13 protein-coding genes and 2 pseudogenes are annotated in these 14,875 nt (G+C 38.2%); 8 read left to right on the forward strand and 7 right to left on the reverse strand.

What is annotated here, in order from left to right:
- Position 1: 1 nt before the first annotated feature.
- Positions 2 to 517, reverse strand: a pseudogene (locus AL022_RS00010) (IS6 family transposase); the annotation flags it as partial.
- A 41-nt stretch (positions 518 to 558) separates the two neighbouring features.
- On the opposite strand from AL022_RS00010, the pseudogene AL022_RS04360 reads away from it, so the two are divergent.
- A pseudogene (locus AL022_RS04360) lies at positions 559 to 690 on the forward strand (IS982 family transposase); the annotation flags it as partial.
- Between the two features lie 29 nt (positions 691 to 719).
- Here the strand turns inward: AL022_RS04360 and AL022_RS00015 are convergent.
- Positions 720 to 2,501, reverse strand: a complete 1,782-nt coding sequence (locus AL022_RS00015; protein ID WP_014934158.1) for a tyrosine-protein phosphatase — start codon at positions 2,499 to 2,501, stop codon at positions 720 to 722.
- Between the two features lie 221 nt (positions 2,502 to 2,722).
- Here AL022_RS00015 and uvrB point away from each other — a divergent pair, with 221 nt between their 5' ends.
- Both uvrB and AL022_RS00025 read left to right on the forward strand, forming a co-directional pair.
- The gene (gene uvrB / locus AL022_RS00020) at positions 2,723 to 4,735 is read left to right on the forward strand and encodes an excinuclease ABC subunit UvrB (RefSeq protein ID WP_014934159.1); all 2,013 of its coding nucleotides are present in this window, start codon (positions 2,723 to 2,725) and stop codon (positions 4,733 to 4,735) included.
- A gap of 426 nt (positions 4,736 to 5,161) precedes the next feature.
- Positions 5,162 to 5,968: a hypothetical protein gene (locus tag AL022_RS00025; protein WP_014934160.1), complete on the forward strand. Its 807-nt coding sequence runs from the start codon at positions 5,162 to 5,164 to the stop codon at positions 5,966 to 5,968.
- Positions 5,969 to 6,106: 138 nt separating this feature from the next.
- Here AL022_RS00025 and AL022_RS04475 read toward each other — a convergent pair whose 3' ends face one another.
- The gene (locus AL022_RS04475; RefSeq protein ID WP_158309897.1) at positions 6,107 to 6,256 is read right to left on the reverse strand and encodes a hypothetical protein; all 150 of its coding nucleotides are present in this window, start codon (positions 6,254 to 6,256) and stop codon (positions 6,107 to 6,109) included.
- 136 nt (positions 6,257 to 6,392) lie between these two features.
- On the opposite strand from AL022_RS04475, the gene AL022_RS00030 reads away from it, so the two are divergent.
- From AL022_RS00030 to AL022_RS00050, 5 genes are all read left to right on the forward strand, one after another.
- Positions 6,393 to 7,334 (forward strand): hypothetical protein, encoded by a 942-nt coding sequence (locus AL022_RS00030; protein ID WP_014934162.1) that lies wholly within the window; start codon positions 6,393 to 6,395, stop codon positions 7,332 to 7,334.
- Positions 7,335 to 7,505: 171 nt separating this feature from the next.
- Positions 7,506 to 8,546, forward strand: coding sequence for a hypothetical protein (locus AL022_RS00035; RefSeq protein ID WP_014934163.1), 1,041 nt, complete (start codon positions 7,506 to 7,508; stop codon positions 8,544 to 8,546).
- A gap of 15 nt (positions 8,547 to 8,561) precedes the next feature.
- On the forward strand, positions 8,562 to 8,744 hold the full coding sequence (locus tag AL022_RS00040) for a hypothetical protein (protein ID WP_014934164.1): 183 nt from the start codon (positions 8,562 to 8,564) through the stop codon (positions 8,742 to 8,744).
- A 197-nt stretch (positions 8,745 to 8,941) separates the two neighbouring features.
- On the forward strand, positions 8,942 to 9,745 hold the full coding sequence (locus tag AL022_RS00045; RefSeq protein WP_014934165.1) for a hypothetical protein: 804 nt from the start codon (positions 8,942 to 8,944) through the stop codon (positions 9,743 to 9,745).
- Between the two features lie 426 nt (positions 9,746 to 10,171).
- Positions 10,172 to 11,251, forward strand: a complete 1,080-nt coding sequence (locus tag AL022_RS00050) for a WH2 domain-containing protein (RefSeq protein WP_014934166.1) — start codon at positions 10,172 to 10,174, stop codon at positions 11,249 to 11,251.
- 35 nt (positions 11,252 to 11,286) lie between these two features.
- Here the strand turns inward: AL022_RS00050 and AL022_RS00055 are convergent, their stop codons facing one another.
- From AL022_RS00055 to AL022_RS00070, 4 genes are all read right to left on the reverse strand, one after another.
- Entirely contained in the window at positions 11,287 to 11,730 is a 444-nt protein-coding gene (locus AL022_RS00055; RefSeq protein ID WP_041546022.1) for an NUDIX hydrolase, read from the reverse strand.
- Between the two features lie 173 nt (positions 11,731 to 11,903).
- The gene (accD, locus tag AL022_RS00060) at positions 11,904 to 12,764 is read right to left on the reverse strand and encodes an acetyl-CoA carboxylase, carboxyltransferase subunit beta (protein WP_014934168.1); all 861 of its coding nucleotides are present in this window, start codon (positions 12,762 to 12,764) and stop codon (positions 11,904 to 11,906) included.
- Positions 12,765 to 12,809: 45 nt separating this feature from the next.
- Positions 12,810 to 14,333, reverse strand: a complete 1,524-nt coding sequence (gene lysS / locus AL022_RS00065) for a lysine--tRNA ligase (protein WP_014934169.1) — start codon at positions 14,331 to 14,333, stop codon at positions 12,810 to 12,812.
- Positions 14,334 to 14,553: 220 nt separating this feature from the next.
- A complete protein-coding gene (locus AL022_RS00070) occupies positions 14,554 to 14,871 on the reverse strand; it encodes a MerR family transcriptional regulator (protein WP_014934170.1) in 318 nt (105 codons plus the stop codon).
- Positions 14,872 to 14,875: the final 4 nt, after the last annotated feature.

A 14,875-nucleotide genomic window follows, 5' to 3' on the forward strand; every position in this document is an offset into this window, starting at 1 on the left:
TATTTACGTCTATATTTTGACATATTTGAATNNNGTGATCTTCATCTAGTTCTGTATTTAATGCATCAAGTGCAGACTTATTACTACCGCTTTTGTCAACTACTACTTTGTATGGAGTGTTATTATATCTGATAGCCTTACGAAAAAAAGAAAGAGCTGAAGACTTGTCTCTACGTGCACTTAGAAAAAAATCAACTGTATCTCCATAACGATCTACTGCTCTATATAAATAAATCCACTTACCATTTAGTTTGACGTAAGTTTCATCCATTCTCCAGCTACTACCAACTGGGCGTTTTCTTTTTCTTACTTCTTGATCTATGAGTGGAACAAATCTAATAACCCACCTTTGTAAAGTAGAATGATCAATCTTTGCGCTTCTCATATGCATCATCTCTTCTAAGTCTCTATAGCTTAAAGAAAAACGACATTTCATATACACAAATAGAAGGATTAACTCTGGTGAAGAACAAAATCCTTTAAAATAAGGCAGTAATCTACGGGTAATAGTAAACATTTTAGGCAATTTTTGACTAAAATTAATAAAATAATTTACTCCTTAAAACAGACGAGACAGAACCACATTTTAGGCATAGAAGTATACCTAATTTTAATGTCAATTTAATAGCTAGAATTACAGCTTATGGACTAAAAGAAAAAAACCTTCTATATTTAAATATATATAACTGATTTACAATAACTATAATCCCGAATTGACGTTAACTTAGGTTGATGGATGTATACAAGGCTGCTTTGGGAAAGAGTGCGTTGGTCATATTACGGGAAATTTCGTTGTTTCTTACAGGTTTCATGCCAAATCTTCCAGCCATTCCTCCATTAACCGAAGCCAAAAACTGATAATGGGAAGCATAGGCTAAGTTAGTATAGACCTTTGTCTCTTTGTCTATATCCAATGATGGGTCATGAATAGAAATCATATTTGCGTCTACCAAAAGACTCATAAACCCAGTTCTGTCTTTTCCGCTTTTGCAGCTAAATAAAACGGATGAGGTAGAGTTTTTTTCGCCCAGTACGGCTTTGCATGCAATATAATTTGATCCAATAGTCGCATAGTAATTATTACGCGGTTGTATAAAGTTATGCATCACTTTATTTTCGTAATCCGTTTTTTCAGCAGCCTCTTTTAATAGATGTAATGTGCTAAAGTAGCGTTTATCTTTTAGATTTTTGACATTTTCTATTTCTTTTTGCCGGTCTTTTTTGTTCCCCTCTTTAAAGGCTTTGCATAGTCCTTTATAACGAGTTTTATCTTTATTTTTTTTAGAGTTGTGCAAATGGATACTTTCTTCTATAAGTTTATTGACCTGAGGCTTAAACATAGGTGTTGTAAAAGTACCTAATTCATTGATGGGTATATATATAAATTGGTTGTCACCTACTACACGACGCGTTCCTTCTACAATATGTTCTTCTCCACCTAGTGTAGGCGGAAGTATATTGTGATTTAAAGAGATGCATTCTATGTTTTTAACAAATGCTTTAATTTGTTCCCAGTTATCTTTTGTAATTGTTTCATCTTTCCATTGGGTAGGTGAAACCAATGCGCCACTATGGTAATAACGGCCTAGCGTAGTAGGGTTATTATTTTGATCATAAGCGAGAATCTTTTTTTGATACCCATTTCTACATCCCGGAACATTTCGAATTTGGGTCGGAAGATAATGGCTGCCCTCTAAAAATTTGTCAAAGTAACGATCAATTAACTTTTGTTCAAATGGATCTAAACGGTTATACCAGTTGGCCGATTTTCTGTTTCTAAATGCTGATTTCTGTTTTTCTGTTAACTGCAACCATTTTTTATCCTCTAACCCAAATTTTTTATCATTTATTTTGAATACAGTTGTAACGTTGTAATGGGTATCATCCAATCCAACGTAATTTTCTGCTAACCTTAATTTTGTATTTATCAAAGAGATTTTTTCATTTGGAAGTACGATTTGATGTAGTTCTGCTACAACTTTTTTATTTATATCTTTCACCGCTTCTATCCAAAAGTCCTCTGTTTCTTTTTCATCATACTTATAGTGTTCCATAAATGTATGGGCCATTTTTTCGAATGGGGTACCATTTTTTTCATATAATTCGCATATTTTTTTTGCGGCACGATATATATTTATGATTTGCACCACATAGTCTTCTGCAGCGTATAGACTATCGCTTTTGTCTATTACTTCTCGTATCAAGTTATCACCGGATAAATGCCATCTAATGCCTCTTTTTGCATCCGCTATTTTGCGGAGTATTTCAATAGTAGTTTCAAAATCAAAGTCTGCATTGTTCTTTTTATGATCAACTGACTTTAACAGTTCTTCTATTGCCTTATTTTTAGGCTTATTCCCAGCTATAGGGTTGGGATCAGCAATTTTACTTATAGATGGTGGTGTTAGATCAGATCGGTTATTGCTTGTATAACAGCTGCGAAAAGCTGATAAAAATACCATTAGATGGCCCAAAAGTATATTGTGTTTAGAGTAGACCATTTTTATTTTTAACGATATATTGAGTCAATTAGATAAGCGACTATACATCAATGGTATTGATTTTAAATTACAAAAACAAATATAATCCTTTATGTCATAAGATATGACTCATATTTGTATACACCATGCATTAGCCTTGGTGTCATCTTACTTTTTTCGTATAATGCTCCGTTATCTGCCTTTTTCTTACTTTATTTGCCTCGTTCGCATCTTTTCTATGTATGTCATTTAAAATTCTATCACCTTATCAACCTGCAGGCGATCAGCCAAAGGCGATTCTAGAACTTGTATCACACATCAATCGTGGCGTAGCCAGTCAAGTACTCATGGGCGTTACAGGATCTGGAAAAACCTTTACGATAGCCAATACGATTGAAGCCTTAAATAGGCCTACACTGGTCATCAGCCATAATAAAACATTGGCTGCACAATTGTATAGCGAGTTACGCGCTTTTTTTCCCTACAATGCGGTTGAGTATTTTGTATCCTACTATGATTACTATCAACCAGAAGTCTATTTACCAGCTAGTGATATCTATATAGAAAAAGAGTTGGCCATTAATGATGAATTGGAACGATTGCGCCTTAGTGCAGTAGCTGCTTTATTAAGCGACCGAAGAGATGTGATTGTAGTGGCCTCTGTTTCTTGTATTTATGGACTTGGTACCCCAGCATCCTTCAAGGATAATAGCCATTTATTTAGAGTAGGCTGCCGATTGTCTCGCAATGATCTTTTGAAACATTTTGTAGAGATGCTCTATAGTCGGGACGATAGTGGATTTAAACGGGGTCGTTTCCGCGTAATGGGCGATACCATTGATCTATTTGTAGCCTATGGAGATTATGGCTATCGTTTTATCTTTTGGGGAGATGAACTAGAAGCCATCCATCTCATAGATCCAGCTTCTGGTAAAAAGACAAAAGAGCTCCAAGAAGCATTTGTTTTTCCCGCCAATCTTTTTGTAATGGGCAAACATGTATTAGATGGTGCGGTAAGCAAGATCCAACAAGATCTACATATACAGGTCAACTATTTTAATCAGAGCGGTCAATTTGAAGAAGCCAAACGGCTACAGGAAAGAACTGAACTAGATTTAGAAATGCTTCGAGAGTTAGGCTATTGTACCGGCATTGAAAATTATTCACGTTATATAGATGGCCGGTCCGTTGGAGAGCGTCCTTTCTGTTTACTTGACTATTTTCCTAAAGACTACCTGATGGTTATAGATGAAAGCCACGTTACCATTCCCCAATTTAGGGCTATGGCAGGAGGGGATAGGGCTAGAAAAATCAATTTGGTAGCACATGGTTTTAGGCTGCCATCTGCTATGGATAATCGGCCATTACATTTTAATGAATTTGAACAACTGATCCACCAAGTCATTTTTGTTAGTGCAACTCCTGCTGATTATGAGCTAGAACGTAGCCGAGGCCTAGTGATAGAGCAAATCATACGGCCAACAGGGTTGCTAGATCCCAAAATAGAGGTCCGTCCTACGCTCCATCAAATGCACGATATTTTAGAAGCAATCCATCAAGTTGTAAAAAAAGAAGAGCGGGTATTGATTACCACCCTTACCAAGCGTATGGCAGAAGAGCTGACCGATTACTTAGTCCATGCCCATATCCGTTGCCGGTATATCCATTCTGAAATCAAAACATTAGACCGTGTGACCATATTAAATGGCTTACGCAATGGTGCCTTTGATGTGTTGGTCGGGGTAAATTTACTACGGGAAGGGTTAGACCTGCCACAGGTCTCTTTAATGGTTATTTTAGATGCAGATAAAGAAGGATTTTTGCGCAATGCCCGCTCACTGATTCAAACCATAGGCAGGGTTGCACGCCATACACAAGGGCGTGTGCTGATGTATGCAGATAAGATTACACCATCTATGGAACAAGCAATAGGCGAAACACAGCGTAGGCGTGCTTTGCAAATGGACTATAATGCACAACATCAAATTACCCCTAGTTCCGTATACCAAAAACAAGCCACTATAGATTTAAAAGATCAAATAGTAGCCCCGCCTGTGGACGTAGCCAATGATGATAGTGCTTGTCCTATGGTTCTTGCCGATGGTAGAGCGCCTTATGGAAAAAAAGAAACAATAGAAGCCCGTATTCAAACATTAGAAAATAAAATGTACCAAGCGGCAGAAGCATTGCAATTTTTAGAAGCAGACCGACTAAAAGAAATGGTAGAAAATTTAAAAAAACAGCAGAATAGCTAGTGAAAATATTTTGTTCTCTTTATTTTTTTTGGTACCATTAGACATGGGCTTGTAGCAACAAGCGTTGCGGGTATAAAAGGCACTGAGCCAACTGGTGCGTTATGGGATGCGTCTCATTACCTGTACTTTTCTATGTATAATGTATCCGTTATAAAATAGTAGATTAATGGTTTGCACAGTTGCCACACCTGCCCCATCAGCAGACTGCCTATGTTGCTACCATCGCACCGAATGTAATAGAAAAGTCCAATATAGACTTTTCCATATGAATTCCTTTTAGCTGATTGGTGCACCCTACTTTAATGCTCTACATGGACCGTTAGTAAGTAGTGCATCTATTCAGCTTTAGCAGAGCATTGGCTTGGCCTTATGGGCTAGCTTTTGAAGCCTTGAAAACAATAATGTATAAATTAACGAAAAATAACTATGGCGTACAAATTTAATACACTTAAATCTATTAAGAAGGGGCTAATAAGTCCCAATATACTTTTCCCAGCCGCTTATCTTTTATTTAGTGCAGAGGTCTGTACAGGAGGGGCTAAAAACAAACCAGTCGACCGAATGGAGCAGGTATTGCGCACCGCATTGCCAGTCAACTCAGTTGATCAACTAGATATGAAAAAAAATCTAGAGAGCGCTGAAGGCAAGGCGTTAGAAGCAGCTGAGTCAGTTGATCCGTCCGATAAGATAGCAGAAGATTTAGAGGGGTCAGAAGGTAGTACAGAAGGGTTAGAAGCAGGCGAGTCAGTTGATCAACCAAATATAATAGAAGAAGGGCTAGAGGGCTCAGAAGGTAATATAGAAGGGTTAGAATCCGCCAAGCCAGTTGATCAACCAAAAGTTGATACAAAACCTGTACCATTAGCAGAAGGAGCACCAGCAGAAGTAGGCGTAGGAACACCAGCAGCGCCAGTGGCACCATTAGCAGCAGGACCACTACCACCACCACTACCGCCAATGCTAAATCTAGAGACCGTTTCTCGATCTCTGCCGTTAAAGACACCTAATAGTAAAGCGTCTGATCATAAAGATCAGCAGGGTGGTAATAGTCGTCTTAATGTTGGTGATGTAAAGGATAATGATATTTTTAAAAGACAACAACAGAAAAATAATCCAGAGGGTTATCAAGAAAATAATGTTAATACTACTAACCCGGCCCAAATAGGTGACCATAAATCAGAAAGTGGTAGTCATAGTAACCAGCAAAATCAATCGTTACCTGGTAATCAATAAGATAATAACAACGTGTTGTCTATTATAGAAAAACCATTGGATTAGGAAATGGATGATAACCTATCTTTGTTACCTAGTGGTGGTGCGCAAACCATCCAATATTATTTTGCCTCCTGCCACTAGGTTTTAGTAACCGATTTATCGGTAGATCCATTTATGGGTATCTCGTATTGGTTTGGCCCAAACCATTGTAGCTGAACCAATAGACAATGCATGTAGCGCATTAGGCGTAAATAATACACCCATTGGAAAAATTTGTGACGAGCCAGTGGCAGTAAGTTTTTGCATTAGAGCTTGTTATTCTAGCTACTTTTTATCAAGCAAAAAGTAACATACAAATCGCCTAAATAGGGCAAAAATAGGTACTGTGAAGGTATCTAAAAGAGTTAAGTTATTTATAAAATGTAAGAAATAAAAAACAGCTATGACCCCTAAATTTAATATACTTAAATCTATTAAGCAAGTGCTAATAGGTTCAAATATACTTTTCCCAGTTGCTTATCTTTTATTTAGTGCAGAAGTATGTAGTGGGGGAATGCTTAAAAACCAACCAAGTAACAAAATAAGTCATACCCCTCCTTTATCATTGGCAGCTAAGCCAGTTGATCAACTGAATAATATAGAAGGGGTAGCAGAGGCTGATCCTAATACAGATCTCTTAGATCTATTCCACAGAGATCAATCGGTTATCCCGGTTAAAATCAGGAAAGGTGTGGTATTAAATGATTTGGTTGCATCGCAAAAAAAGTCGGTTGCGCATGCAGATAAAGTAGCTGTGCTATTAAGCAACCAGGCGCAAGAGGATGTGTCACCTGAACAGTCCCAGGAAACTAAGGTTATAGATGCATCCAATAGGCCAAATGAAAATATAGATGGGTCTAACCATACTGATGGACCAGCTACAATACAACAAGATACACCACCCAATCTTAAGCCTTTTAGTGAAGCAAATCAAACCAAAGCTAATCATTCCGATATGACTGATAAAGAACTGAATCAGCAAAAAGTTAGACTATCTGTTTTAAATCGTAATTGTACTAAAAATTGTGCTTATAAAGGTTGTGCTTCTAGTTGTTTTCATACAATTTATATAGATGAAATACTTACACATGCACCTACTGAATATATCGTTGACCTAAGGCGTTTTGTTATAAACAAATGTCTAGAAGCATCTAAAGGTACCTATTATTTCGATAAAAAAGTAAATGTAGTAGAGTGGTTTTTCAATCAACCTGTTCAAGATATTGTTCAGCAATATGACAGGTCCATATTGGACCTTGTGATAAAACAGGTTCATGCAAGCAACCATCCCTATAGTTCGAGCGTAATGGATTCAGTTCAAGCATTAATGGAAAAGATTGGTTAGGCTATTACGGCTAGCTTGTAGGCATTGATGGGATATGCATCTACTTTGGCTACTTTGTGCTTGATAAAAAGTAGCCAAACAATGTCTTTTGCTTTAATGGCCTAAATAGGGAACAATACAGAGGCTATTCAGCCGTCTAAAACAGCTATTTATAAAAAACAAAAAACAATTATGTCATCCGTATCTAATACACTTAAATATATTAAGCAAGGGCTACTAAGTTCCAATATACTTTTTCCAGCCGCTTATCTTTTATTTAGTGCAGAGGTTTGTACTAGAATGGCTAAAGACAGATCAAGCAACCATATAGCCAATGCATCTCTGTTACCATTGACAGCCAAGCCAGTTGTCCAACTGAATGTAATAGAAGGGATGGAACCATCTGCAGGTAATGGAGATCGATTAGAAGCAGCTAAGCCAGTTTCTCACCTGGATGAAATAGAAGGTTTAGAGCCATCTACAGGTAATACAGATGAGTTAGAAGCAGTTAAGCCAGTTACTGACCTAAATCCAGATGTAGTGCCATCTGTAGGTAATGGAGATGCGTTAGAAGCAGTCAATCCAGTTGTTCAACCAGAGGTAGAAAAAAGTCTATCGGGATCAGAAGCTAATACAGATCGGTTAAAAGCAGATCGTGCTAATCTTACTTATCAGGCTCGAACGGATGGCCATAAACCAGAAAGGGATAGTAATTGTAATCAAGTCAGTCAGTGTGCTGAGTCATTCTCTCAAAATAGGTCTGTCGCATCCTCTGCGAAACCAAAAAAAAAGGGATTTTTTAATAAAGATCCTGAAGTTAAAATTTTTGAAGTGGAAGAAGAAACAGCAACAAAACAAAAACTGGTACAACCACCAGCAGAAGCAGAAAGACCATCTTGTAATAGATCTAAAAATAAAGAATCTTTCTGTAAAAAGTTTATAGAGAATCTAAAAAAACCATTCAATATGCTATCGAAAACCAATCGGGAGAGTCCAAAGCGCCAAAGTAGTGCCCACTCAGATATGCCAGTTGATCATCTATCAGAAAATCGTAGAGATTCTAATCAAATGATTGAATCCCCTGAATTATGTTCTCAACATAAGGAGGATGACTCATCAGATAGGCCTGTAGAAACCTCTACAACATCAAATAGTATAGTAGATCTCGATTTATCAAGAGATAATAGGTTAGTGGATCAAGGGATGGAGAAGGATGCAACCAAAGAGGCTTAGGAAAACAGTAAAGGGTTGCAGGAGTTAGATGAAGCCTTAATTTTGCTACGGTCATTTATAGAACCTTCCATAGTAGATAATAGATCAGTGGATCAAAGTATGGAGCATGATACAACAAAAGATGATCAGGAACAGAAGTTTAAGCAGCATATGGAAAATATGGTAAATGATTCCAAAATCTATCTGGCACAAAATTAAAACTTTATAAAAACAGCAAATAGTTATTCAAACGTAGAGCAAGTTTTCGTAATAAACCCGTTGGAATTTTCTATAAATAGTAGGCGCATTGAAAAAAGTTGTGATTTCGCTATTTTTTTTTGATAAAAAAGTAGTATACAAAAGGAGATGCTAATTGAGCTATCTGAAACAGCTATTTATAAAAAACAAAAATAACTATGGCAAGCAAATATAATATATATAAGTCTATTACACAAGGCCTAGTAGGTCCAAATATACTATTCCCAGCCGTTTATCTTTTATTTAGTGCAGAGATTTGTACCTCTTCTCCTAAAGATAAACCAAGGAACGGAATAGGTAATGAATATGTAGCAACACTTCAAGTTAAACAAACGAATAAGATAGCAGAGATCAGCAACCCTAAAGGTGAGGCAAACGATTTCAGCCAATTACATGAAGTACAAGATGATCTAGCAATAGATTCCGCACAGGATGATGAATCGTTTGATACAGATACAACTACTCCTTCTGTAGAACCATCAGAAGATTCTGTTGCTAAAGATGAATCAAAGGCATCCGTAGTGGATACAACATCTAAGCAGGATCAGCAGCAGGAATCTATTAAAGGTGATCCTTGTATACCATCTTCTGATGAAAATAGTGGTCTAAGCACTGCACTTCACAACGCTGTGTTTAAAAGAAGTCCCGCATTCAGAGGATCAGATGCTGAATCAGATGCTGAATCAGATAGTGAATGCGTTGATAATCAATTAGGTGATGAATCGGATGATAATCCGGATGATGAACATGATAAATACATAAATCAAGAGAAAAACAACTATAAAGCACTGAAAAGATATACTAATAATAAACCGCAAAACATAAACCTACGTGCATTTGCAGAAGGTTTTGATAATAGATCAGAAAATGACAAAAAAGTTGATGGACAGGATGAACAAAAATATGATAATGATGAAAATACTGATACTGATACTGATACTGATACTGAATGGGATGATTAGTAGAAAAAACCTTATCACCTAAATTAGGTTACCAACCTACTTCTACCACCCAGTGGTCGTGTGCAAAGCATCCAATATTTTTTGCCACCAGCCATTAGATTTTAAGGTTAATTTTTTGTTGGATCTATTTATATAGGTAAGCTTTTTTGTTCAGCCAATAGAATAAACAGTACGCGCATTGAAAAAAGTTGTGGTAAGGCAGTGGTCCTTCAAGCTGATTAGAAAATCAGCTTGGCTGGGTTTTGCAGAATGGATTCTGATTTTCCAGCTTGAAGGACCCAGTGGCCGCAACTTTTTTCATTAGCGCTTGATTTTTTGGCTACTTTTTTCTTGATAAAAAAGTAGCATAACAATGGCTAAGGAATGGCTTAGCCCTTATAGGCTAGCGCTTGACCCATATAAAGCAATTAAAAAAAAGAAACAACTATGGCAGGTAAATTTAATACATATAAATCTATTCATAAAGGGGTAGCAAATATACTATTTACAGCCGTTTATCTTTTATTTAGTGCAGAGATTTGTAGCTCTTCTCCTAAAGATAAACCAAGGAACGGAATAGGTAATGAATATATAGCAACACCTCAAGTCAAACAAACGAATAAGATAGAAGAGATCAGCGACGCTGAAGGTGAGGCAAACGATTTCAGCCAATTACATGAAGTACAAGATGATCTAGCAATAGATTCCGCACAGGATGATGAATCGTTTGATACAGATACAACTACTCCTTCTGTAGAACCATCAGAAGATTCTGTTGCTAAAGACGAATCAAAGGCGTCCGTAGTGGATACAACATCTAAGCAGGAGCAGAAGAAAGAGGGCTCTACTAGAGGTGTTGATGATCTTAGACCATCACCTGATGTTTTGGTAAAAGATGAATGTTCTGAGACACCTATAGATTCGAAAGTGTTACCGGAACGTCCGGAACGTAGACGTAGTAAATCAAAATCTAGATCTATCAAAAGTTCTGAGCATATACTGAATCTTTTACACACACTTTCAGATACAAATAAATTAGTTACATCGCTGCTACTAAATTCGGAAGTAAAACCGCAGCGTCCCAAACGTAGACGTCATAAATCAACTTTGCCAGTGAGAGTCGAAAAAGATAGTTCAAATAGTAGGTTATCTTCAAATCAGTCTAGTGATGCGAATACCTTTGTTCCACCACCTCCGCCTCCATTGCCTAGCGAAGATAATAGTCGACCATCTTCAAAATCATCTCTGCTTTCATCGTCTCCAAATGGTACTGTAGATAAAAATGAATCAGATGGTAGTCCAAATCAAGATCCTCGTGCAGATCTGCTAGAAGAGATTCGAGGCGGTGTTAAGCTTAGGAAGGTACCACAACAAGAAGGTGCAAGAAACCCTGTTGTACAACCTGAACAAAACTCCCTTGCAGCTGCCCTTGAAAGGGCTTTGAACGAAAGAAATAAGGCCATGCATTCTGAATCTGAATCTGATTCAGGTAGTGAATCAGAGCATGATGATGAATGGAATGGTTAGCAGAAAAAACCTTATCACCTAAACTAGGTTTACTTCTACCATCCAGTGGTCGTGTGCAAAGCTTCCAATATTTTTTTGCCACCGGCCACTAGGTTGAGTTGTTTGACAGTTTCTAGATCAGCCCATAGGTAATCGGTATGTTCGTGATTCAGCAGAATGGTATAGTCCGATGGCTGTGCCTTAGGCAATACCACTTTAAATAAGTGGAGTAGGTAATCCTGTTTGGGGTTAAAGATGCGGATACAAATCGTTTGGATAAAATTAGTCGCTTCTGGTAGTAGTAAGATATCTGTTTCTTCTTTTATTTCCCTTACTACTGCTTGAAGGGGCGTTTCATTTTTTTCTAGTTTTCCACCCGGCATGCACCATCGGCCGGCTACTGTTGGGACATCATTTTTTTTCAATAGCAAGACTTTTCCATTGCATACTATATAGCATATGGCTATTGATTTAGTAGGGTTAAAGCCCTCTATGTACAATGGATCAAATGCGAACTTACCCCCTTTAAATAATAACTACCTTCATTTTAATATAGTTGGTTAGATGACAGGAATGGCTGCTTATACAGGCTGGAAACCTTACTTTTTAAGTAGTATGATAACCGTTACCTATCAATGGATTCCAGCTATACACAGCGTTGCTATAGCTTTCGCTAGGCCAACATCTTCAGCAGTAGCGCCAGTGTTTCCTTTAATTTCCGTCTATCTACAATCATATCCAAGAAGCCATGTGCCAATAAAAATTCTGCGGTTTGAAAACCTTTCGGTAATGATTTGCCAACGGTTTCTCGAATCACACGTGGACCTGCAAAGCCAATTAGCGCCCCTGGTTCTGCCATATTAATGTCCCCTAGCATCGCGTAGGAGGCGCTTACCCCACCTGTAGTCGGGTCAGTTAGCAGCGAAAAATAAGGAATTTTAGCATCGGCCAATTGGCGTAATTTTGCAGCTGTTTTTGCCATTTGCATCAGGGAAAAGCTGCCTTCCATCATCCGTGCACCACCTGATTTAGAGATAATCAGTAGCGGGGTGTGGTGGGCCAAACAGTGGTTGACCAATTGGGCTATTTTTTCACCTACTACACTACCCATTGAACCCCCAATAAATTTAAAATCCATACAGGCAATGGCAAGGGGTAGGATATCGATCTTACCATAAGCCGTTCGTACGGCATCTGTTAAACCGGTTTCCCTTTCTGCTTGTTTTAATCGTTCGGTATAGGGTCTATTGTCTATAAAGTGGAGTGGATCAACCGATCGGAAGGTTGCATTCAGCTCTGTAAAATTGTTTGCGTCAAACAGAATGGAAAAGTATTCCTTTGAACCAATCGGTAAATGGTGGCCATCATCGGGCACCACTTGTAAATTTTCTTCTAATACTTTGCTGTGTATAATCTTTCCTTTTGCTGTTTTCACCCAAACGCCATCAGGTGACTCTTTTTTGGCAGAACTAGGGGTTAGGATTCCTTTCTTTTTGCGCTTAAACCAGCTTAGATTGTCGTTTATTAAACTCATAGACTTATGTAATAGATGGTAATGGATGGCATTGAGGTCTAGCTTTTATGGATTTTCAGGACGCATTTGTGGAAAAAATAGGACATCTTGAATAGATGGCACATTGGTCATGATCATCGTTAGCCGATCTATCCCTATGCCAATACCTACTGTTGGGGGCATGCCATAGCGCAAAGCTTTTAAAAAATCATGGTCTACCACCATCGCTTCTTCATCACCCCGTTCGCCTAGTTTACGTTGTGCCTCTAATCTTTTCTGTTGATCAATCGGATCATTTAACTCAGAAAAAGCATTGCAGATTTCTTTACCTGCGCATATTACCTCAAATCGTTCGGTTAAAGCTGGATTGGTGCGATGTCGTTTCGCCAAAGGAGACATTTCAACGGGGTAGTCGGTTATAATAGTAGGTTGAATAAAATGTGGTTCACATTTCGCGCCAAAAATTTCATCTATAATTTTACCTTTGGCAAAGTTATCTGCTATATCTATAGCCAATTGATGGGCCACTCTGCGCAAGGCCGCCTCATCCATATGGCTTACATCATGTCCCGTAAAATGGTGAATCGCCTCAAACATCGTAAACCGTTTCCATGGCCGTTGAAAGTTAATCAAATCTGTACCAAACGGAACCGTTGTAGTCCCATGTAGGGCTAGTGCGACTCCTTCTAATAATTCTTCTACATAGTCCATCATCCAGATGTAGTCTTTATAGGCCACATAAAGTTCTACTTGGGTAAATTCTGGGTTGTGGAAGCGGGACATGCCTTCGTTTCTAAAATCTTTTGCAAATTCGTAGACACCCTCATAGCCCCCAATAATTAACCGCTTTAAATAAAGCTCATTAGAGATCCGTAAATATAAGGGGATATCTAGGGTATGATGGTGTGTGATAAAGGGGCGTGCCGATGCGCCTCCATAAATGGGTTGCAGAATAGGGGTTTCCACTTCTAGGTATCCTTTATCCTGCAAGGAGGCTTTCATCGTGTGGATCAACTTCGCCCGTTGTTCAAATACCTTGCGTACTGCTGGATTCACGATTAAATCAACATATCTTTGACGATACCGTTGTGCAGGATCTGTGAAGGCATCATATACTTTCCCACCTTCTTTGGTCGATACTTCTTTGACAATTGGTAGAGGGCTAAGTGCCTTGGTTAACAGCCGAAGATGGGTCACATGCACCGCTATGGCACCCACTTGCGTTGTAAAGACAAAACCTTGGATTTCAATGATGTCACCTATGTCAAGTAATTTCTTAAAGAAGATATTGTAGTGGCTTTTGTCTTCTCCTGGACAAATGGAATCTCTTTGTACATAGAGTTGAATCCGCCCACTTGCATCTTGTAATTCTACAAACGAAGCCTTTCCCATAATTCTACGTCCCATAATCCGGCCTGCCAGTACTAGGTGGCTATAGTTTGCTTTATCTGCTTCTTTGTAATCGGAAAGAATAGTGGCTGCTTTGGCATTGATGGGGTGAACAGAACCTGGATAGGGATTGATCCCCATAGATTCTAAGCGGTCTTTTTTCTGTATTCGAATGGTGGTTTGTTCATTCAGCTCCTGCATGACTTTGGTAAAATAAAAGTAAAATATATGAGATAGCCCTGGACATTTTAGCCATCATAATTTATCCATCTAATTTACAGTTTATTTTTATAAATTCTTCTGTAGCCTCACTACTATTTTAATCTATGGCGTGGTTGAGCAGGGTATGGCCGCCTTTTTTCTAAGGTAATATTATGTTTGTAACCTCCTGAAAAGTTTAGAGAAAAAAAATAGATTATACTTAATCTATTTTTAACGCTACCAAAAAAGAACGTAAGCGACGCAATCGTTGTACCACTTCTCCTGGCGTAATGGTGGAGGCGATACCGTGCTTTTGAATTACTTTACGTGCCCCTGCTAAACTATATCCTTTTTCTTTAACCAGCGTATAGATGTACTGCAGCTGAGCGATATCTTTTTCTTGATACCTTCTGGCACCCTTGCTATTTTTATGAGGCTGAAGGATCCCACTAAAGGATTTTTCCCAAAAACGTATTAAAGAAGGTGCTACCCCAAGGTGGCAAGCTACTTCTTGAATGGTCCAATACTTTTTTTCCATACTT

Origin of the sequence: Cardinium endosymbiont cEper1 of Encarsia pergandiella (assembly GCF_000304455.1) — a bacterium.
In the GTDB taxonomy this organism is placed as follows: Bacteria; Bacteroidota; Bacteroidia; order Cytophagales; family Amoebophilaceae; genus Cardinium.